The organism is Pseudorhizobium halotolerans (assembly GCF_902153235.2).
Lineage (GTDB): Bacteria > Pseudomonadota > Alphaproteobacteria > Rhizobiales > Rhizobiaceae > Neorhizobium > Neorhizobium flavum.
Genome location: NZ_CABFWE030000005.1, coordinates 1,322,688 through 1,340,775 on the forward strand (window position 1 = coordinate 1,322,688; position 18,088 = coordinate 1,340,775).

Sequence of the window (18,088 nt, forward strand, 5' to 3'; positions counted from 1 at the left end):
GAAGCTCGCCTGCACGACATTCGCACCCGCATGATCAGCACAAGATTCACACGCCATTGCGCGGCCGGTCTCGTTGCAGTCGCCGCCCTGGTGGCCGGCCTGCCGCCGGCAATCGCTGCGGATGCCGGCTCCGGCTTCCGCAGCGGCCGGGAAACCGGCTACGCCGTTCCCCGGTTCGTCTCGCTGAAGGCTGCCAAGGCGCGCATGCGCATCGGTCCGTCCACCGACTATGCGACCAGCTGGCTCTATACGCAGCGAGGGCTGCCGCTGGAAATCACGGAGGAATACGGCAACTGGCGCCGCGTACGCGACTTCGAGGGCGTCAGCGGCTGGATGTCGGGCGCGCTTCTGTCCGGAGACCGGACCGCCATCGTCGGGCCATGGCTCGACGAACCGATCCCGCTCAGGCGATCCGCTTCGTCCGGCGCATCGGTCCGGGCACAGCTCTCCCCCCGGGTGTTGATGCAGGTGAAGACCTGCGACGGCCGCTGGTGCGAGGTCAGCCTGCCCCGCAACAGCGTCGAAGGCTATGTCGACCAGTCGTCGCTCTGGGGCGTCTATCCCGGCGAACGCTTCAAGTAGGACCCGGTGGCCGTCATCCTCCGGTCAGCGTCCGCCTGACGGCATCCTTCCAGCCGCGGATCTTCGCCTCCCTTACATCGTCGTCCATCTGCGGCTCGAAGCAGCGCTGGCGGGCCCAGCGGCGCGCAAACTCCTCCCTCCCCGGCCAGACGCCTGCCCTTGAACCGGCAAGCCAGGCGGCGCCGAGCGCCGTGGTCTCGAGGATGGTCGGACGATCGACGGGCGCATCGAGCAGATCGGCGAGCCGCTGCATCGTCCAGTCGGAGGCGACCATGCCGCCGTCCACCCGCAGCACCGTCTGCCGGCCATCGCTCTGCCAGTCCTTGTGCATGGCATCGAGGAGGTCGCGGGTCTGGTAGCAGACCGCCTCCAGCGCAGCCCGCGACAGTTCCGCCGGCCCCGTATTGCGGGTGAGGCCGAAGATCGCGCCGCGCGCTTCGGCGTCCCAATGGGGGGCGCCGAGGCCGGTAAAGGCCGGCACGAGATAGACGGCCTGCTCCGGATCGGCACTGTCGGCCAGTTGCCCGGTCTGTTCCGCCTTGCGGATGATCCCGAGCCCGTCGCGCAGCCATTGCACGGCGGCGCCGGCGATGAAGATCGAGCCTTCCAGCGCATAGGTGGTCTCGCCATCCAGGCGATAGGCGATGGTCGTCAGCAGGCGGTTCTTCGACGGCACGATCTCGGAGCCTGTGTTCAGCACCGCAAAGCAGCCGGTCCCATAGGTCGACTTGATCATGCCGGGCTCGAAGCAGGCCTGACCGATCGTCGCCGCCTGCTGGTCGCCGGCAACCCCGAGGATCGGGATCGCCGCGCCGAACAGCCGCTCGTCGGTTACCCCGAAATCATCGGCGCAATCCTTCACTTCCGGCAGCATGGCGGCGGGAATGTCCAGGATCGCGAGAAGGTCATCGTCCCAGCGGTTCTGCGCGATGTTGTAGATCAGCGTGCGCGAGGCATTGGTGGCGTCGGTGACGAAACTCCGGCCACCGGTGAGCCGCCAGATGAGGTAGGTGTCGATCGTCCCGAAGCAGAGGTCGCCATTCGCCGCCCGCGACCTGGCGCCCTCGACGTTCTTGAGCAGCCAGGAGAGCTTCGTGCCGGAAAAATAGGGATCGAGCAGCAGACCGGTCCTTTCCGTGAAGAGGGTCTCCAGCCCCTCCCCCTTCATCCGCTCGCAGTCGCCCGCGGTGCGCCGGTCCTGCCAGACGATGGCATTGTGGATCGCCTGGCCCGTCTCGCGCTCCCAGACCACGACAGTCTCGCGCTGGTTGGTGATGCCGATCGCGGCAATGTCGGAGGCCCGGATGCCGGCCTTGCGGATCGCCTGGCGGATCGTCAGGACGACGCTCCCCCAGATTTCCTCGGGGTCATGTTCGACCCAGCCGGATTTCGGGAAGATCTGCGTGAACTCCTTCTGGCCGACCCCGGCGATCTTCATGTTCTCGTCGAAAACGATCGCGCGACTGGACGTCGTTCCCTGGTCGATCGCCAGCACATAACCAGCCATAGAGCCCTCCTCATGCTCCTCATTCCTGGCCAAGGTTTGAGCAGATGCGCAGAAGGGCTGTCAACGGGTTGCAGGTTGCCGCCTCAATCGCGCCAGAAGACAGGCACCAGGAGCACCAGCACGGTCAACACCTCCAGGCGTCCCAGCAGCATGAGAGCCGACATGACGTTGAGGGCGGGATCGCTGATGGTGGAAAAATTGCCGGCGGGGCCGATGATCGTGCCTATCCCCGGCCCGACGTTGGAGAGCGAGGTGATCGAACCGGAGAGCGCGGTTGCCACATCGTAACCAAGCGCCCCGAGGGCGATCGCACCCAGAGCCCAGAGAAGCATGTATAGGGCGAGGAACAGGAAGATGCTCCGCTGAACCTCCGGCTCCACGGTGTGGCGGCCGTAGCGGACGATGGCGATCGAGCTGGGATAGATCAGCCGCTGAAGGCCTGCCCGCACCACGCCGTACAGGACGACAAAGCGATAGGCCTTGATGCCGCCCGCCGTCGACCCTGTGCAGCCGCCGATGAAGGTCGCGAAGAAAGCGACAGTCACTGCAAACGGTCCCCACAGCGTATAGTCCTGGCTGGCAAATCCGGTGGTCGACAGAAGCGAACTGATGTTGAAGAAGGCGTGCGTCAGCGCCTGCCCGATTTCCACGTCGCTGGTGAGGTGGTGATGGATGCCGACGAGCGTGGACAGCACCGTCAGATAGCCAAGGAAGGCGAGGATCTGCGGATCGCGCAGCACGGAGATCCGCTTGCGCAGCGCAAGCAGGATCATCACCGAGAAAGGCAGGCTGCTGATCGTCATGAAGAAGGTTGCCACCCAAAGAAGCGGGAGGCTCTGGAAATAGCCGAACGAAGCGTCGTGGGTCGAGTAACCGCCGGTCGCGACGGTGGTGAAGGCGTGATTGACGGCGTCGAAAACGCTCATGCCGGCCCAGGCATAGCCAATCGCGCAGGCGAGCGTGATGCCGAAATAGATTGCCATGAAGGCGCGCGTGAAGCTGGCAAGACGCGAGAACGTCTTCTCGCTGGTGTCTGAGGATTCGAGCTTGAAGAAGGACAATCCGCCGACGCGCAGGTCCGGCAGGATGAAAAGCCCAAGCCCGACAATGCCGATGCCCCCAAGCCAGACGATCAGAGAACGCCAGAGCAGCAGGCCGGGCGGAAGATTGTCCAGCCCCACGAGCACCGTTCCTCCGGTCGTGGTGATGCCGGAGACCGATTCGAAGACAGCCTGCGCCAGCGTCAGGTCGTAGCTCGACAGGTAGAAGGGAATGGCGCCGACGATGGTGAAGGTCGTCCACATTACATTGACGAGCAGGAAGCCGAAACGTCGGGTGAAGACGGGCGGCGGGCCGCTCGTGGCAACGGCCGCAAGCGTGAAGATGCCGCCGCAGAGAATTCCCGACATCGCGAACACCTGCCAGTCCGGATGGCCGACATAGAGATCGGCCATGGCGGGCACGAACATGGCAGCGGACAGATAGAGGCCGCACAATGCTGAAATGTGAAGGACGGAGCGAAAGAGGGTCGCGTTCAAGGTATGGCCGTTCGATCCGCCGCCGGACGAGCCGGACGGCCTGCCGGGCGCAGGTGCAATTGGCGCCTCTCTAGCATGAGTCCGGGCCGCTCCAATAGCCCGGCATCAAAGCGGATGGGAGCAAGCGGTCCCAGCACTTGGAACAAAAGTCGTCGTCAGCCGTAACTGTCGTGTCCGACCCACTCGCATCGAGGCGCCGAGATGACCACCACCTATACCACCACCACGACCGGAAGGGCCGGATTTCCGCTACGGACCTTCTTCGTGCCCTTTCCCTTCGTCTGCTTCACGCTCGCACTGGTAACCGACATCGCCTACTGGCGAACCTCGTTCCTGATGTGGAGCAACTTCTCGTCCTGGCTTCTCTTCTTCGGCCTGGTCGTCGGCGCCGTTGGTCTGTTGGCCGGGCTCGTGGACATGCTGCGCCGCTCGACGCGCATCCTGGGCCCCGGTTGGGCAGCCGCCATCGGCTATGCCCTGATGCTCGCCGTGGCCGTCGTCAACAGCTTCGTCCATGCAGGCGACGGCTGGACCGCGGTCGTGCCGAACGGCCTCATCCTTTCCGTCGTCACCGTCGTGCTAGCGTTCCTGACCGTGGTCCTTGCCGCCCGCCGACGGTCCCGCGTGATCTGGAGTGTCGAACGATGACTTTTATGACCAGAACCTCCACCCTCGCCACAGTCTCGCTCCTGGCGCTCGCGCTTGTGGGCTGCAGTGAAGAGAACGGCGATTTCGACGTCACCCAGCAGATCGGACCCGACCCAGTGCTGCCGGAGCCGTCGACCGAGCTCCTCCCGGACCTGAAGGTCGCCGAAGTGGTCGGCTGGCAGGACGGCGAGACCCCCACCGTACCCGAAGGGCTGACGATATCCGCCTACGCCACCGATCTTGCCAATCCGCGCACCGTGCACACGCTGCCGAACGGCGACGTCCTCGTGGTGCAGGGCAAGGCACCGGAAGGCAAGCCGACCGAGCGGCCGAAGGACTACGTGCGCGGCTTCATCATGTCGATGGCCCGTGGCGGAGGCGGTGGCGCGCAGAAGGAGAGCAATCTCATCACTCTGCTGCGCGATACGAACCGTGATGGCGAGGTGGATGAGCGCCACGACCTGTTGACCAAGCTGAACTCGCCCTTCGGCGTGGCCTGGGCCGATGATACCCTCTACGTCGCCGCTGCCGACGCCATCCTCGCCTATCCCTACCGGCTCGGCGAGACGACCGTTGGCGGCGAACCTGGCGTGCTGACCCCGCTTCCCGGGGGGCCGATCAACCACCACTGGACCAAGGACCTGGCACTCAGCCCGGACGGCCGCTTCCTCTACGCCTCCGTCGGCTCCAATTCCAATGCCGGCGAACGCGGGCTGGAGGCGGAAAAGGGCCGCGCCGCGATTTGGCAGGTCGACCGGGAAACCGGTGCCTCTCGCATCTTTGCCTCGGGGCTGCGCAACCCGAACGGCCTCACCTTTCATCCCGAGACCGGGGAACTTTGGGCCGTCATCAACGAGCGCGATGAACTGGGTCCGAACCTTGTTCCCGACTACATGACCTCGGTCCAGGAAGACGGCTTCTACGGCTGGCCCTGGAGCTATTTCGGTGACCACGTGGACGAGCGCGTGCACCCGCCGCGGCCGGACCTGGTCGAGAAGGCAATCAAACCCGACTATGCGCTGTCGAGCCATGTGGCTGCCCTCGGCATGACCTTCACCAATGGATCGGCCATGCCGGAGCCCTATGCCAACGGCGCCTTCGTGGGCGAGCACGGCAGCTGGAACCGTAGCGCCTTCAACGGCTACAAGGTCATCTACATCCCCTTCGAGAACGGCAAGCCGTCCGGCATGGCGCAGGACGTGGTGACCGGTTTCCTCGATGGCGACAATGCCCGCGGCCGGCCGGTCGGTGTCGGGATCGACGGTACGGGAGCACTGCTCGTTGCCGATGATTCCGGCAACACGGTCTGGCGCGTTGCACCGGCCGACGGCACGACCATTCCGGAGCCGATCGCAACGGACCAGCCCCTGCAGGGTGCAGCGGGCGGCGCTGCCCCGGCCGGAACAGGCACGGCCGCGCCCTCTCCGGCGACAGAACCGGGCACCGCTGAGGGCACGGCACCCGCAGCCGCTCCGCCTGCATCAGCTCCGGACACGCCGCCTGCGGAAACCCCGGGCGTCGTCCCGGCCGAGCCTGCGAACCCTGAAACCCAGCCGGCCGGCGAGGCTCCCGAAGCCGCACCAGGTGGCGAGCGCCCGGCGCCGCCGCAGACGGACGTGCCGGCCACTGAACCCGAAGCTGCCGTCCAGCCGGGCGGCTGATCAGGGTCCTTCCTTTCGGCTGCCTTCTCCCCGGCGGCCGGCATGTCGCTCGCTGCCACTGATGGACTGGCGGCGAGCGACATGGCATCGTCCCGGCGAAGCGAACGAGGGGAATATGAAAGTCACCGTTTTCAGCACCAAGCCTTACGACCGGCTGTTCCTCGACCGTGCTGCCGCACGCGGGGTCGAGCTGCGCTATTCGGAATCACGCCTTTCGCTGGACACGGCGGCGCTGGCTGAGGGCTCGGAAGCCGTCTGCGCCTTCGTAAACGACGAACTTTCACGCCCGGTCATGGAGCGGCTGGCGCAGCTTGGCGTGCGGCTGGTCGCCCTGCGCAGCGCCGGCTTCAACAATGTCGATCTCGAGGCGGCCGCCGAGATCGGCATCGCCGTCGCCCGCGTTCCCGCCTATTCGCCGCATGCGGTGGCCGAACACACGATGGCGATCATCCTGTCGCTCAACCGCAAGATCCATCGCGCCTATAACCGCGTCCGTGAAGGCAACTTCGCGCTGGATGGCCTGCTCGGTTTCGACCTCGACGGCAAGACGATGGGCATTGTCGGAACCGGCAAGATCGGCGCGGTCCTGGCGAAGATCGCCGCAGGCTTCGGCTGCAGGCTGCTCGGCCATGATGTCCGGCCGAACCCGGAATGCGAGGCGCTCGGCATGCATTACGTGGAGCGGGAGGAACTCTTCCGGCAGTCCGACATCCTCAGCCTGAACTGCCCGCTGACGCCTGAAACCCGTCACATGATCAGCGCTGAAACCCTGCCGCTCCTGAAGCCGGGGGTTATGCTCATCAACACCAGCCGCGGCGCGGTGATCGATGCCCATGCGGCAATCACCGGCCTCAAGGACGGCACCATCGGCAGCCTCGGCCTCGACGTCTACGAGGAAGAGGCAGACCTCTTCTTCGAGGACCTGTCGAACGAGGTTCTGCGCGATGACGTCTTCGCCCGTCTCCTGACTTTTCCCAACGTGCTGATCACCGGCCACCAGGCCTTCTTCACCCGCGAGGCACTCGACGCAATTGCCGAGACGACCATCGGCAACATCCTGAGCTTCCGCGACAGCGGCAAGCCCCTGCATGCCGTGACAGTGGACTATCTCGCCGCGAAGACCTGAGACGGCGGTTGTGGCACCCGCGCGAACGACGCCGGTGAGGACGAGCCAATGGCTTGGCGCCGGAATATTTCCACCGAACCCTGCTGACCTGCTGGGCGGGCGCTCCATCTGGCGCGCATCGATCGAAGTACCGCTAGGAAGATAAGTGTCTGTTAACCCAGCTTGATCGCGATCTGATCCGGTCGCAACCAATGGCCGTAGATTGCATTGAACACGGTCGCCGATGCAGGCGATGTCTCGGAAAAATGTTCCTTCGCAGGCACAAGCAACTTCGTTAATCATCCGTCAATGACTCACTACTAGTTCTTGCAGTGCGGGCCCGAGGACCCGGAGGCGGATGATTGTCCGCAACCTGCCGCCCGCAGCGGGAGACTACCCAGCAAATATCCGCGTACCGCCGCCTGATGAGCCGTCGGGACGCCTTCAAAGCAACCACGACGCCTGTCGCCGACGCGACAGCGGCGATCAAGCGCGACCGCAATACCGCGTACAGAGGAGTGATCTATGGGAATACCGTTCATGAACAACCGCGACGCCGAGGCGATCCTCGATGCGGTGGGCCGCTCGCAGGCCATCATCGAATTCGACCTGACGGGACGCATCCTGACTGCCAACGAAAACTTCTGCAAGGCGCTCGGCTACGAGCTCTCCGAGATCGTCGGTCAGCACCATCGGCTGTTCGTCGATCCGGCAGACGCTGCAAGCCCTGACTACAAGACTTTCTGGGATCGTCTCGCCGAGGGCCATTTCGACCGGCGCCAGTATCGCCGCATCGCCAAGGGCGGTCGCGAGATCTGGATCGAGGCCTCCTACAACCCGGTCTTCCGCCGCGGCAAGCCGGTCAAGATTGTCAAGTTCGCGACCGACATCACCGAGAGCAAGTTGAGAAGCACCGAGGATGCCGGCAAGCTAGCCGCCCTCTCGCGTGCCCAGGCCGTGATCGAGTTCACGCCGAATGGCGACATCCTCACCGCCAATGAGAACTTCCTGAAGACGCTCGGCTACCAGCTCTCCGAAATCGTCGGCAAGCATCACGCCATGTTCTGCGAACCGGACTACGTCCGCACTGACGACTACAAGCGCTTCTGGGAGCGGCTGCGCAACGGCGAGTTCTTCTCCGAGGAATTCACCCGCATTGGCCGCGCCGGCAACAGGATCTACATCCAGGCCTCCTACAATCCGATCCTCGGTCCCGACGGCAAGGTCATCAAGGTGGTGAAGTTTGCAACCGACGTCACCGGCCGGGTCGAGAGCGTCACCACCCTCGGCAACGGCCTGCAGTCGCTGGCATCGGGCGATCTCTGTTGCGACATCCCCCGTGCCTTCATCCCGAGCCTCGAGCAGCTTCGCGTCGACTTCAACCAGACAGCAGCCCGCCTGCGGGAGGCGATGCGCGGTATCCGCGAGAACGCCAAGGCGATCGCGGCCGGGTCGGGTGAAATGAAGTCAGCAGCCGACGACTTGTCGCGCCGCACGGAGCAGCAGGCCGCCTCCGTCGAGGAAACCGCGGCAGCTCTGGAGGAGATCACCCAGACGGTTGCCGATTCCAGCCGCCGCGCGGACGAAGCCGGCAAGCTCGTGATCGATGCACGGCAGAATGCGGAACGCTCCGGCGAGATCGTCGGCAAGGCGATCAACGCCATGGGCGCAATCGAGAAGTCGTCGAAGGAGATCACCAACATCATCGGCGTGATCGACGATATCGCCTTCCAGACCAACCTGCTTGCCCTGAATGCCGGGGTCGAGGCGGCGCGCGCGGGGGAAGCCGGCAAGGGCTTCGCAGTGGTTGCGCAGGAGGTGCGTGAACTCGCCCAGCGTTCGGCCACCGCCGCCAAGGAGATCAAGGCGCTGATCAGCCAGTCCGGCGAACAGGTCAAGACCGGCGTCGGCCTGGTCGGTGAGACTGGTGAAGCGCTTGCGCGGATCGTCGAGCAGGTCAAGGAGATCAACGTCAACGTCGCGGCCATCGTCGAGGGTGCACGCGAACAGTCTGTCGGCCTGCGGGAGATCAACGTCGCCGTCAACACCATGGACCAGGGCACGCAGCAGAATGCCGCCATGGTCGAGCAGTCGAACGCGGCAAGTCACAGCCTCGCGAGCGAAGCCCAGGCGCTGTTCCAGCTGCTCGCGCAATTCCGCGTCGAGGCCGGCGAACCGGCTGCGGCCTCACCTGCGCAGGACAATCATCGTGCCGCTGCCGCCTCCCCCGTGCACCAGCTGACGCAGAGGATAGGGCGGGGCATGGGCGCAAGCGCTGCGGCAGCCGCCCACCAGTGGCAGGATTTCTAGGGCCCGCCACTCCCGCGCTTCATGCGCCATAGAGCTAAAGGCTGCGTCCCGTGCTAAACGGGGCGCAGCCGTCTGGTCAGGCAAAGTTGACGGTCTTCACTTCTACATAATTGTCCAGCCCTTCGATACCGCCCTCGCGGCCAAGGCCGGACTGCTTGACGCCGCCGAAGGGCATGGTGATATCAACGATATTGCCGTTGATCGACAGATGCCCTGACTGGATGCGCCGCGCCACCCCGTAGGCCCGTTCCGGATCGGCCGAATAGATCGCACCGTTCAGCCCGTAGATGCTGTCGTTCGCCTTGGCGATCGCATCCTCCTCGTCCGCATAGGTGATGATCGAGACGACAGGGCCGAAGATCTCCTCCTGGGCGATCGTCATCTCCGGCGTCACGTCGGTAAACACCGTCGGCTGGACGAAATAGCCCTTCTCCAGCCCCTCCGGCCGTCCGCCGCCGCAGGCGAGCTTCGCCCCTTCCTTGCGGCCGGTCTCGATATAATCCATGACCCGGTCGAGCTGGCGGCCAAGCGCGAGCGGGCCCATGTGCACGCTCGGGTCGGACGGGTCGCCCACCTTGATATTGCCGACGGCGCCGACATAGAGGTCGGTGAATTCCTGTGCCCGGCTTTCCGGCACGAGGATGCGGGTCAACGCGAAGCAGACCTGCCCGGTGATCGGCATGGTGTAGACCATCAGGCTCGGCAGTGCCGCCGTGAAATCGGCATCATCGAGCAGGATGGCGGCGGACTTGCCACCGAGTTCGAGGCTGACGCGGGTCAGTCTTTCGGCGCAGGCAGCGGCGATGTGACGTCCCGCAGGCGTCGAGCCCGTGAAGGCCACCTTGTCGATGGCCGGATGACGGATCAGATGGTCGCCGACCTCCCGTCCTGCCGGGACGAGGTTGAAGACGCCCGGCGGCAGCCCGGCGGCCTCGATCGCCTCCGCCAGGATATAGGCTTCGAGCGGCGTTTCCGGGGACGGCTTGGCGACGAACGTGCAGCCGGCTGCGAGGCCCGCGGCGATCTTGTAGCTCAGGAGCACCATGGGCGCGTTCCAGGGGGTGATCGCCGCGCAGACGCCGACCGGCTCCTTGACGATCCGGGTCCTGCCTCCGCCAGGCCGCGTGCGCTCCTCCTCGAAGGCATAGGCATTGCCGTCGATGAGATCGGCGTAGAAATCGAAAAGCTGAGCATTCTGGCCGACCAGCTTGGAGGTTATCATGATCGGCGCGCCGACCTGTACCGTCCAGGCACGAGCGATCTCGTCCAGCCGGCCCCTCAGGTGCTCCGCCACCTTTCGCAGATAGCCCGCCCGCTCACGCGGCGACATGCGTGGCCACGGTCCTTTGTCGAACGCCTCGCGGGCGGCCGCGATCGCGAGATGGACATCCTCCACCGAGGCCTCGGGATAGCGCAGGATGGTTTCCTCGGTGACCGGCGAGACCACGTCGAGCGTGGCCGACGAGCGGGGGGCCACCCACTCGCCGCCGATGAAGAATTTCTCCGGGGCGCGAAACGCCGTCCCGGGCGTGGCCATGACATTCATGCGTGCTCCTCCTCTGGCAGACAGTGAAAATCCGGCGCGAAAAACTTCTCCTCCCCGTTTCCCGACAGCCGTAAATGGGAAGCCTCTCCGCCTCCCGCGTGTATTCATCCTGCTCTTAGCCACACCGGCACGCAATGGGAAAAGCATCTCATATTTGCGTGACGGCGCAGGTTGGCGCCCACAATGTATACAGCTGGACGAATGCAGGCGGCCGGCGCGAGATCAGGCCGGCTTGGCAAGGAGGCCCGTTGCCAGAGCACGGAACGCGTCGATGGCCTTGGCAAGCACTTCGCGCGGTTCATCGGACGCAGCGACCCAGAGCGCGGCATTCAGCGCCGCCCCGTTGATCAGCCGGGCCGCAGCTTCGGGATCCACCGGCTTCACCACGTCCTCGGCAAGCAGACGCTCGAGGGTGCTTATCGTCACCTCCAGGCACTTGTTCTGGCTGTCCCAACGCGACGGGTCTCCGAGAACCGCAGGCCCGTCCAGCAGCACGATGCGCTGCACTTCCGGCTCGAGCGCCATTTCGATATAGGCGGCGCCCTCCGCCAGCAAAGCCTCCCAGCCGTTACCTGCCTTTGCGGCAATCTCCTGCGCCCGCGCGGCCATCTCCGCGTCGATCTGGTTGACGACGGCGGCGAGCAGTCCCCGTTTATCACCGAAATTGTGATAGAGCGCCCCGCGCGTGAGGCCCGCTTGCGCGGTCAGCTCGTCCATCGATGCGGCGGCATAGCCCTGCTCGGCGAAGGCTTTTCGTGCAGCAGCGATCAGCCGTGCACGGTTCTCCTCCATCGTCTGCGCGCGCTTGTTCGCCATGGCTGCCCTACAATCTCACATACGAGACGTATTTGAGTTGACATACGCCACGTATGTTTCTATTTCACATACGAACCGTATACCAGCGTGCGTGGCCGGAGTGAAGGCCGCGCTCGGCCGTTTTCAACAACCATCAAGAAAGGAGCCGGGGGATGACCCAGCGCCAGGCAATCTTTCCGACCGACAGGCACGCGCTCTATGATGCGCACCGCTATTCCGCCGCCATTCGCTCCGGCGACCTCCTGTTCGTCTCCGGCCAGGTCGGCAGCCGCGAGGACGGGAGCCCTGAGCCGGACTTCAAGGCGCAAGTCGAACGCGCTTTTGCCAATCTTTCCGCGGTCCTGGAGGCCGCCGGCTGCAGCTTCGACGACATCATCGACGTCACGAGCTTCCACACCGATCCGGAAAACCAGTTCGAGACGATCATGGCCGTGAAGAACGAGGTCTTCCCCGCAGCCCCCTACCCCAACTGGACGGCGGTCGGCGTCAACTGGCTGGCCGGTTTCGACTTCGAGATCAAGGTGATCGCCCGCATCCCTCAGCAGCCCTGATCGACAGCCTCAGGGCCCCGGCAGGCAGTGCCTTGCGACATCCTGCGCCGCGTAAGCCGCGGCGCGGCTCCATGCCTCGTCCGTATCGCCCCGGTAGCTGAGAAAGCGGTCGCAGGTCGGTCGGTTGGTATCGAGGTCGATGACCGCGAACTTCACGCCGCCGACCAGGGTGCTCATCTTGCGCACCTGACCGATGAGCAGATGGCTCGCCCTAGCCTCTACCGCCTGCCTGGAGAGCGCTTCGACGCCGGCGCTTCCGACAGTACATTTGTCTACGCAACCCAGCGGAACCGTCCTCAGGTTCTTCTCCGCAGCAAGGCTGTCGAGGATGGTCCGGTCCAGCGCCTGAAGGCGCTGTTCGTGCTCGGCGGTCTGATCCCGCGTTTCGCCCGAGGTGTCGATGAAGTCAAAGCCTGCCGTGGCAACGGTGACGGGCTCTGCGGCCCAGACGGGCATGGCTACCGTGACAGCCACTCCTATTGCGGTGACGACCGTCGACCGGAAGATTGTGGGAAGCCCGTGGAATACTGCATTCGATGCCTGTCGCATGCCTGCATCTCCTTCTCCTCCTGGCGGAAGATAGCATTTCTCGGCTTTGAGGCCAACAATCGCAGCAGGCGCCTACCCTCATTGCCAGCGCCGGGCATTTGCGCATAACCTCACCAAATCAGTGCAGTGCACAACAGCCACGGATTGGGAGGTCGGGCATGTCCAGAACAGTCGTCGTCACCGGTTCCACCAGCGGGATCGGGCTCGGTATCGCGAAGGCCTTTGCGGCCGAGGGCTGTCACGTCGTCATCAACGGCTTCGGAAGGCCCGACGAAATCGAGGCGGCCAGGCGCGAGATGGAAATGCTCGGCGGCGGCCGGGTGATCTACCACGCTGCCGACATGACGCAACCGGACGAGATCGCCGACCTGATCAGGACGGCGAAGGAAACATTCGGTTCCGTCGATGTCCTCGTCAACAATGCCGGCATCCAGCATGTGGCGAAGATCGAGGACTTTCCGACGGAAAAATGGGACCAGATCATCGCCATCAACCTCACGAGCTCCTTCCACACCATGCGCGCGGCGATCCCGCTGATGAAGGAGAAGGGCAAGGGCCGGATCATCAACGTCGCCTCCGCCCACGCGCTGACAGCCTCGCCCTTCAAATCCGCCTATGTCGCGGCAAAACATGGTATTTTAGGACTTACGAAGACAGCTGCCTTGGAACTTGCCGAATTCGGGATTACGGTCAACGCGATCTGCCCTGGCTACGTGCTGACGCCGCTGGTCGAGAAGCAGATCCCGGACACGGCCCGTGAGCGCGGCATTTCGGAAGAGCAGGTTAAGACGGACGTGATGCTGAGGCTGCAGGCGACGAAGGAGTTCGTGTCGATCGAGGAAGTGGCCGCGACGGCCGTCTTCCTGGCGAGCGACGCGGCACGGCAGATCACCGGCACCCATATTTCGATCGATGGCGGTTGGACCGCCCAATAAAGAGAACAATGGCATGACGGATGCGATCCGCTTCATCCTCAACGGCGAAGACGTGACCCTGGGCGATTTCGGCCCGACCGAGACGCTTCTCGACTACCTGCGACTGAGGCGCCGGCTGACCGGCACGAAGGAAGGCTGCGCCGACGGCGATTGCGGCGCCTGCACCGTGCTCGTGGGCCGGCTGATCGACGGTATCCTGCGCTACGAGACGGTGAACGCCTGCATCCGCTTCCTCGGCTCGCTGCACGGAACACATGTGGTGACGGTGGAGCATCTGGCCGCCAAGGATGGCACGCTCCATCCGGTGCAGCAGGCGATGGTGGACCAGCACGGATCGCAATGCGGCTTCTGCACGCCGGGTTTCGTCATGTCGCTCTATGGCCTGTGGCTCTCCAACGACGCGCCATCGCGGGCCGAGATCGAGAGTGCGCTGCAGGGTAACCTCTGTCGTTGCACCGGCTACGAGCCCATCGTGAAGGCCGCCGAACAGGTGGCAGCGGAACGTCCAAGCTCCCTCTTCGACCCGCTGGAGCGCGACCGCACGGAGATTTCCGCGAGGCTCTGGGACATTCGCGCCCATCCTGAGACCATCGTCGTCGAGAAGGACGGGGCCCGATCCGTCATCCCGGCAAACCTCCAGGCCTTTGCGGATTTCATCGCCGACGAGCCGAAGGCGACGATCGTCGCGGGCTCCACCGATGTCGGACTCTGGGTGACGAAGCAGATGCGCCTGCTCGACCCGGTCGTCTTCATCAATCACCTGACGGAACTGCAGTCGATCAGCGCGGACGAGAAGGGCATTACCATCGGCGCCGGCGTCACCTATACGCAGGCCTTCGAGGTATTGTCCGAAGAAATCCCTCAGATGGCACGGCTGATCGACCGGATCGGCGGCGGCCAGGTGCGCAACATGGGCACGATCGGCGGCAATATCGCCAACGGCTCGCCGATCGGCGACACGCCGCCTCCCCTGATTGCGCTCGGCGCTGAACTCACCCTGCGCTCCCACAGCGGCAAGCGGACCATGCCGCTGGAGGATTACTTCCTCGCCTACGGCAGGCAGGATCGCATGGCCGGCGAGTTCGTCGAGAAGGTCTTCGTGCCGCGCCCGCGGGAAGACGCCTATTTTGCCGTCTACAAGATCTCCAAGCGGCGCGACGAGGACATTTCCGCCCTGTGCGGCGCCTTCCACGTCGAGCTCGATATGGAAGGTCGCGTGGCAAGCGCCCGCATCGCCTTCGGCGGCATGGCGGCGACGCCGAAGCGGGCGCGCCATGTGGAAGAGGCCCTGACCGGGCAGGACTGGAACTGGGCGACGGTTTCCGCCGTTCGCGAACTTTTCGACCAGGACTACCAGCCGCTCTCCGACTGGCGGGCGACGGCCGAGTACCGTTCGCTGACGGCCAAGAACCTGCTGACCCGCTTCTTCCTGGAAACCGCCGGCGCGCCGACCGAGCTTCAGCGGCACGAACTGGAGGAGGCGTAAGATGGACAAGACGACCTTCGAAACGAAGAACACCATCAACGGCCCCATGCACGCGTCGCTCCGGCATGATTCGGCGCATAAGCATGTGACTGGAACCGCCGAATATATCGACGATATTCGCGAGCCTGCAGATACGCTGCACGCAGCACTCGGCATGGCGGACCGGGCCCATGCGGAGATCCTGTCGGTCAACCTCGATGCGGTGAAGGCGGCACCGGGCGTCCTCTGGGTGATGACGGCCGACGACATTCCGGGCTTCAACGACGTCGGCTCCACCGGCCAGCACGACGAGCCGCTGCTGGCAACGAACAAGGTGGAGTTCCACGGCCAGCCGATCTTCGCGGTGATCGCTGAGACGCGCGACCAGGCCCGTCGGGCCGCACGGCTGGCGAAAATCGAATATCGCGACCTGCCGCACTGGACCGATATCGAAGGCGCGGTTACCAACGGCGCACCTCTGGTCGTCAAGCCGATGACGCTGCAGCGCGGCGAGCCGGAGGCGGAGATCGGCAAGGCGCCACGCCGCCTGCAGGGCCGGATGGAGATTGGCGGCCAGGAGCACTTCTACCTGGAAGGCCAGATCGCCATGGCCATTCCCGGCGAGGACGACGACGTCACCGTCTGGTCCTCCACCCAGCATCCGAGCGAGGTGCAGCACATGGTGGCGCATGTGCTGGGCATCCCGAACCATGCCGTGACGATCAACACGCGGCGCATGGGCGGCGGCTTCGGCGGCAAGGAAACACAGGGTAACCACTTCGCCTGCCTTGCGGCGGTGGCCGCCAAGAAACTCGGCCGCGCGGTAAAATTCCGGCCGGACCGCGACGAGGACATGGCCGTCACCGGCAAGCGCCACGATTTCCGCGTCGACTACGACGTCGCCTTCGACGACGAGGGCCGCATCCACGCAGTAAATGCCAACTATGCCGCCCGCTGCGGCTGGTGCGCGGACCTGTCCGGCCCGGTGACCGACCGCGCACTCTTCCATGCCGATTCAAGTTACTTCTATCCGCATGTGAACCTCACCTCGCAGCCGCTGAAGACCCATACCGTCTCGAATACCGCCTTCCGCGGCTTCGGCGGGCCGCAGGGCATGCTCGGCGCCGAGCGCATCATCGAGGAGATCGCCTATACTGTCGGCAAGGACCCGCTGGAGATCCGCAAGCTGAACTTCTACGGCCAGCCGGGATCCGGGCGCACACTGACGCCCTACCACCAGGAGGTCGAGGACAATGTCATTGCCCGCGTGGTGGAGGTACTGGAGCGCTCCTCCGATTACCAGGCGCGGCGCCAGGCGATTATTCAGTTCAACGGGAACAGTCCCGTCATCCGCAAGGGCATTGCGCTGACCCCGGTGAAGTTCGGCATCTCCTTCACGATGACCGCTTACAACCAGGCCGGCGCGCTGGTGCATATCTACCAGGACGGTTCGATCCACCTGAACCACGGCGGCACCGAGATGGGCCAGGGCCTCTACGTCAAGGTGGCGCAGGTGGTGGCCGATACCTTCAACGTCGACATCGAGCGGGTGAAGATCACCGCGACGACGACCGCCAAGGTGCCGAACACTTCGGCAACGGCGGCCTCCTCCGGCTCGGATCTCAACGGCATGGCCGCCTATGATGCCGCGCGCCAGATCAAGGAACGGCTGATCGACTTTGCCATGCGCCAGTTCGAGGTAGCGCGGGAGGAGGTCGAGTTTCTGCCTAACCGGGTCCGCGTGGGGACGGAAGTGGTGCCTTTCGACACGCTGGTACGCGCCGCCTATTACGACCGGGTCCAACTCTCCGCCGCCGGCTTCTACAAGACCCCGAAGATCCACTGGGATCGCGAAGCGGGCCGCGGCCGGCCCTTCTACTACTACGCCTATGGCGCCGCCTGTTCGGAAGTCTCGATCGACACCCTGACCGGCGAATACATGGTGGATCGCACCGATATCCTCCACGACGTCGGCAGGTCGCTCAATCCGGCGATCGACATCGGACAGATCGAGGGCGGCTTCGTGCAGGGCATGGGCTGGCTGACGACCGAGGAACTGTGGTGGGACGACAAGGGCCGGCTCCGCACCCATGCACCCTCCACCTACAAGATTCCGCTCGCCTCCGACCGACCGAAGGTCTTCAACGTGAAGCTCGCGGAATGGTCCGAGAATGCCGAACCGACCATCGGCCGGTCCAAGGCCGTCGGAGAACCGCCCTTCATGCTGGCGATCTCGGTGCTGGAGGCGATCTCCATGGCTGTCGCCAGCATTGCCGACTACCGCGAATGCCCGCGCCTGGATGCTCCGGCAACGCCGGAACGGGTGCTGATGGCGGTGGAACGGCTGAAGGTGCTTTGATGTCGGAGTTGCACATTCGCCCGGAGCGGCCGGGCGACGAGGAGGCCATCCATGACCTGACGGCGCAGGCTTTCGAGACCATGCCATACAGCAGCGGCACCGAACCGGCCATCATCCGGGCGCTGCGCGGCTCCGGCAATCTTGCCTTGTCGCTGGTCGCCGAACAGGACGGCCGGGTCGTCGGCCACGTCGCCTTCTCTCCCGTCAGGGTCGGCGACGTCTCTAGCGGCTGGTTCGGGCTCGGCCCCATCTCCGTACTGCCGGAACTGCAAAAGCGTGGCATCGGCAAGCTGCTGATCCGTGAAGGGCTCGACCGGCTGAAGGAACGAAGTGCGAAGGGATGCGCCTTGGTTGGCGATCCGGACGTGTATCGCAGTTCCGGCTTCACGAGCGACGGCGCCCTCGTCTACGAGGGTGTCGACAGGAAATATGTCCAGTGGATCGCATTCTCCGCCGAAGAGCCCAACGGCCGTCTTGCCTTTTCGCCTGCATTCGACGTCAAAACGCCGTAGAGCT

The 18,088-nt window shown here is 64.6% G+C and carries 15 protein-coding genes; 10 read left to right on the forward strand and 5 right to left on the reverse strand.

All coding sequences use genetic code 11. The features are described from left to right. The first annotated feature begins 30 nt into the window (after positions 1-30). The gene (locus FN060_RS11450) at positions 31-582 is read left to right on the forward strand and encodes an SH3 domain-containing protein (protein ID WP_142588137.1); all 552 of its coding nucleotides are present in this window, start codon (positions 31-33) and stop codon (positions 580-582) included. Positions 583-595: 13 nt separating this feature from the next. Here FN060_RS11450 and glpK read toward each other — a convergent pair whose 3' ends face one another. Beyond that, positions 596-2,089, reverse strand: a complete 1,494-nt coding sequence (gene glpK, locus FN060_RS11455; protein WP_142588138.1) for a glycerol kinase GlpK — start codon at positions 2,087-2,089, stop codon at positions 596-598. An 83-nt stretch (positions 2,090-2,172) separates the two neighbouring features. After that, a complete protein-coding gene (locus tag FN060_RS11460) occupies positions 2,173-3,627 on the reverse strand; it encodes a TrkH family potassium uptake protein (protein WP_077546826.1) in 1,455 nt (484 codons plus the stop codon). Between the two features lie 201 nt (positions 3,628-3,828). On the opposite strand from FN060_RS11460, the gene FN060_RS11465 reads away from it, so the two are divergent. The 4 genes from FN060_RS11465 to FN060_RS11480 all read left to right on the forward strand — a co-directional run bounded on the left by FN060_RS11465 (position 3,829) and on the right by FN060_RS11480 (position 9,351). Beyond that, the gene (locus FN060_RS11465) at positions 3,829-4,275 is read left to right on the forward strand and encodes a DUF2231 domain-containing protein (RefSeq protein WP_077546827.1); all 447 of its coding nucleotides are present in this window, start codon (positions 3,829-3,831) and stop codon (positions 4,273-4,275) included. A 5-nt stretch (positions 4,276-4,280) separates the two neighbouring features. Beyond that, on the forward strand, positions 4,281-5,936 hold the full coding sequence (locus tag FN060_RS11470) for a PQQ-dependent sugar dehydrogenase (RefSeq protein WP_077546918.1): 1,656 nt from the start codon (positions 4,281-4,283) through the stop codon (positions 5,934-5,936). Between the two features lie 115 nt (positions 5,937-6,051). Continuing rightward, on the forward strand, positions 6,052-7,062 hold the full coding sequence (locus FN060_RS11475; RefSeq protein ID WP_142588139.1) for a 2-hydroxyacid dehydrogenase: 1,011 nt from the start codon (positions 6,052-6,054) through the stop codon (positions 7,060-7,062). A gap of 519 nt (positions 7,063-7,581) precedes the next feature. Next, positions 7,582-9,351 carry a methyl-accepting chemotaxis protein gene (locus FN060_RS11480; protein ID WP_244665751.1) on the forward strand — a complete coding sequence of 590 codons (1,770 nt, stop codon included), beginning with the start codon at positions 7,582-7,584 and terminating at the stop codon, positions 9,349-9,351. Between the two features lie 76 nt (positions 9,352-9,427). Here FN060_RS11480 and FN060_RS11485 read toward each other — a convergent pair whose 3' ends face one another. Beyond that, positions 9,428-10,897: an aldehyde dehydrogenase gene (locus tag FN060_RS11485; protein ID WP_142588141.1), complete on the reverse strand. Its 1,470-nt coding sequence runs from the start codon at positions 10,895-10,897 to the stop codon at positions 9,428-9,430. A 222-nt stretch (positions 10,898-11,119) separates the two neighbouring features. Next, on the reverse strand, positions 11,120-11,713 hold the full coding sequence (locus FN060_RS11490; RefSeq protein WP_142588142.1) for a TetR/AcrR family transcriptional regulator: 594 nt from the start codon (positions 11,711-11,713) through the stop codon (positions 11,120-11,122). Positions 11,714-11,865: 152 nt separating this feature from the next. On the opposite strand from FN060_RS11490, the gene FN060_RS11495 reads away from it, so the two are divergent. Beyond that, positions 11,866-12,264: a RidA family protein gene (locus FN060_RS11495; RefSeq protein ID WP_142588143.1), complete on the forward strand. Its 399-nt coding sequence runs from the start codon at positions 11,866-11,868 to the stop codon at positions 12,262-12,264. A gap of 9 nt (positions 12,265-12,273) precedes the next feature. Here FN060_RS11495 and FN060_RS11500 read toward each other — a convergent pair whose 3' ends face one another. Then, positions 12,274-12,813 carry a DUF2380 domain-containing protein gene (locus tag FN060_RS11500; RefSeq protein ID WP_142588144.1) on the reverse strand — a complete coding sequence of 180 codons (540 nt, stop codon included), beginning with the start codon at positions 12,811-12,813 and terminating at the stop codon, positions 12,274-12,276. Positions 12,814-12,971: 158 nt separating this feature from the next. On the opposite strand from FN060_RS11500, the gene FN060_RS11505 reads away from it, so the two are divergent. The 4 genes from FN060_RS11505 to FN060_RS11520 are packed head-to-tail and all read left to right on the forward strand — an operon-like array spanning position 12,972 to position 18,084. Next, positions 12,972-13,748, forward strand: a complete 777-nt coding sequence (locus tag FN060_RS11505; protein ID WP_142588145.1) for a 3-hydroxybutyrate dehydrogenase — start codon at positions 12,972-12,974, stop codon at positions 13,746-13,748. A 13-nt stretch (positions 13,749-13,761) separates the two neighbouring features. Then, positions 13,762-15,234: a xanthine dehydrogenase small subunit gene (gene xdhA, locus FN060_RS11510; protein WP_142588146.1), complete on the forward strand. Its 1,473-nt coding sequence runs from the start codon at positions 13,762-13,764 to the stop codon at positions 15,232-15,234. Between the two features lies 1 nt (position 15,235). Further along, positions 15,236-17,572, forward strand: coding sequence for a xanthine dehydrogenase molybdopterin binding subunit (xdhB, locus tag FN060_RS11515; protein WP_142588147.1), 2,337 nt, complete (start codon positions 15,236-15,238; stop codon positions 17,570-17,572). After that, complete coding sequence (locus tag FN060_RS11520; protein ID WP_425312155.1) at positions 17,572-18,084, forward strand: GNAT family N-acetyltransferase; 513 nt, start codon at positions 17,572-17,574, stop codon at positions 18,082-18,084. The genes xdhB and FN060_RS11520 overlap by 1 nt, the downstream gene beginning before the upstream one ends. The last annotated feature ends 4 nt before the right edge of the window (positions 18,085-18,088 follow it).

What these genes read in the sequence shown, in the direction of transcription:
- FN060_RS11520 (WP_425312155.1), top strand. Translation starts at nt 17,572, where the DNA reads ATGTCGGAGTTGCACATTCGCCCGGAGCGGCCGGGCGACGAGGAGGCC.
- FN060_RS11500 (WP_142588144.1), bottom strand. Translation starts at nt 12,813, where the DNA reads ATGCGACAGGCATCGAATGCAGTATTCCACGGGCTTCCCACAATCTTC.
- FN060_RS11485 (WP_142588141.1), bottom strand. Translation starts at nt 10,897, where the DNA reads ATGAATGTCATGGCCACGCCCGGGACGGCGTTTCGCGCCCCGGAGAAA.
- FN060_RS11495 (WP_142588143.1), top strand. Translation starts at nt 11,866, where the DNA reads ATGACCCAGCGCCAGGCAATCTTTCCGACCGACAGGCACGCGCTCTAT.
- glpK (WP_142588138.1), bottom strand. Translation starts at nt 2,089, where the DNA reads ATGGCTGGTTATGTGCTGGCGATCGACCAGGGAACGACGTCCAGTCGC.
- FN060_RS11480 (WP_244665751.1), top strand. Translation starts at nt 7,582, where the DNA reads ATGAACAACCGCGACGCCGAGGCGATCCTCGATGCGGTGGGCCGCTCG.
- FN060_RS11490 (WP_142588142.1), bottom strand. Translation starts at nt 11,713, where the DNA reads ATGGCGAACAAGCGCGCGCAGACGATGGAGGAGAACCGTGCACGGCTG.
- FN060_RS11470 (WP_077546918.1), top strand. Translation starts at nt 4,281, where the DNA reads ATGACCAGAACCTCCACCCTCGCCACAGTCTCGCTCCTGGCGCTCGCG.
- xdhA (WP_142588146.1), top strand. Translation starts at nt 13,762, where the DNA reads ATGACGGATGCGATCCGCTTCATCCTCAACGGCGAAGACGTGACCCTG.
- FN060_RS11450 (WP_142588137.1), top strand. Translation starts at nt 31, where the DNA reads ATGATCAGCACAAGATTCACACGCCATTGCGCGGCCGGTCTCGTTGCA.
- xdhB (WP_142588147.1), top strand. Translation starts at nt 15,236, where the DNA reads ATGGACAAGACGACCTTCGAAACGAAGAACACCATCAACGGCCCCATG.
- FN060_RS11505 (WP_142588145.1), top strand. Translation starts at nt 12,972, where the DNA reads ATGTCCAGAACAGTCGTCGTCACCGGTTCCACCAGCGGGATCGGGCTC.
- FN060_RS11465 (WP_077546827.1), top strand. Translation starts at nt 3,829, where the DNA reads ATGACCACCACCTATACCACCACCACGACCGGAAGGGCCGGATTTCCG.
- FN060_RS11475 (WP_142588139.1), top strand. Translation starts at nt 6,052, where the DNA reads ATGAAAGTCACCGTTTTCAGCACCAAGCCTTACGACCGGCTGTTCCTC.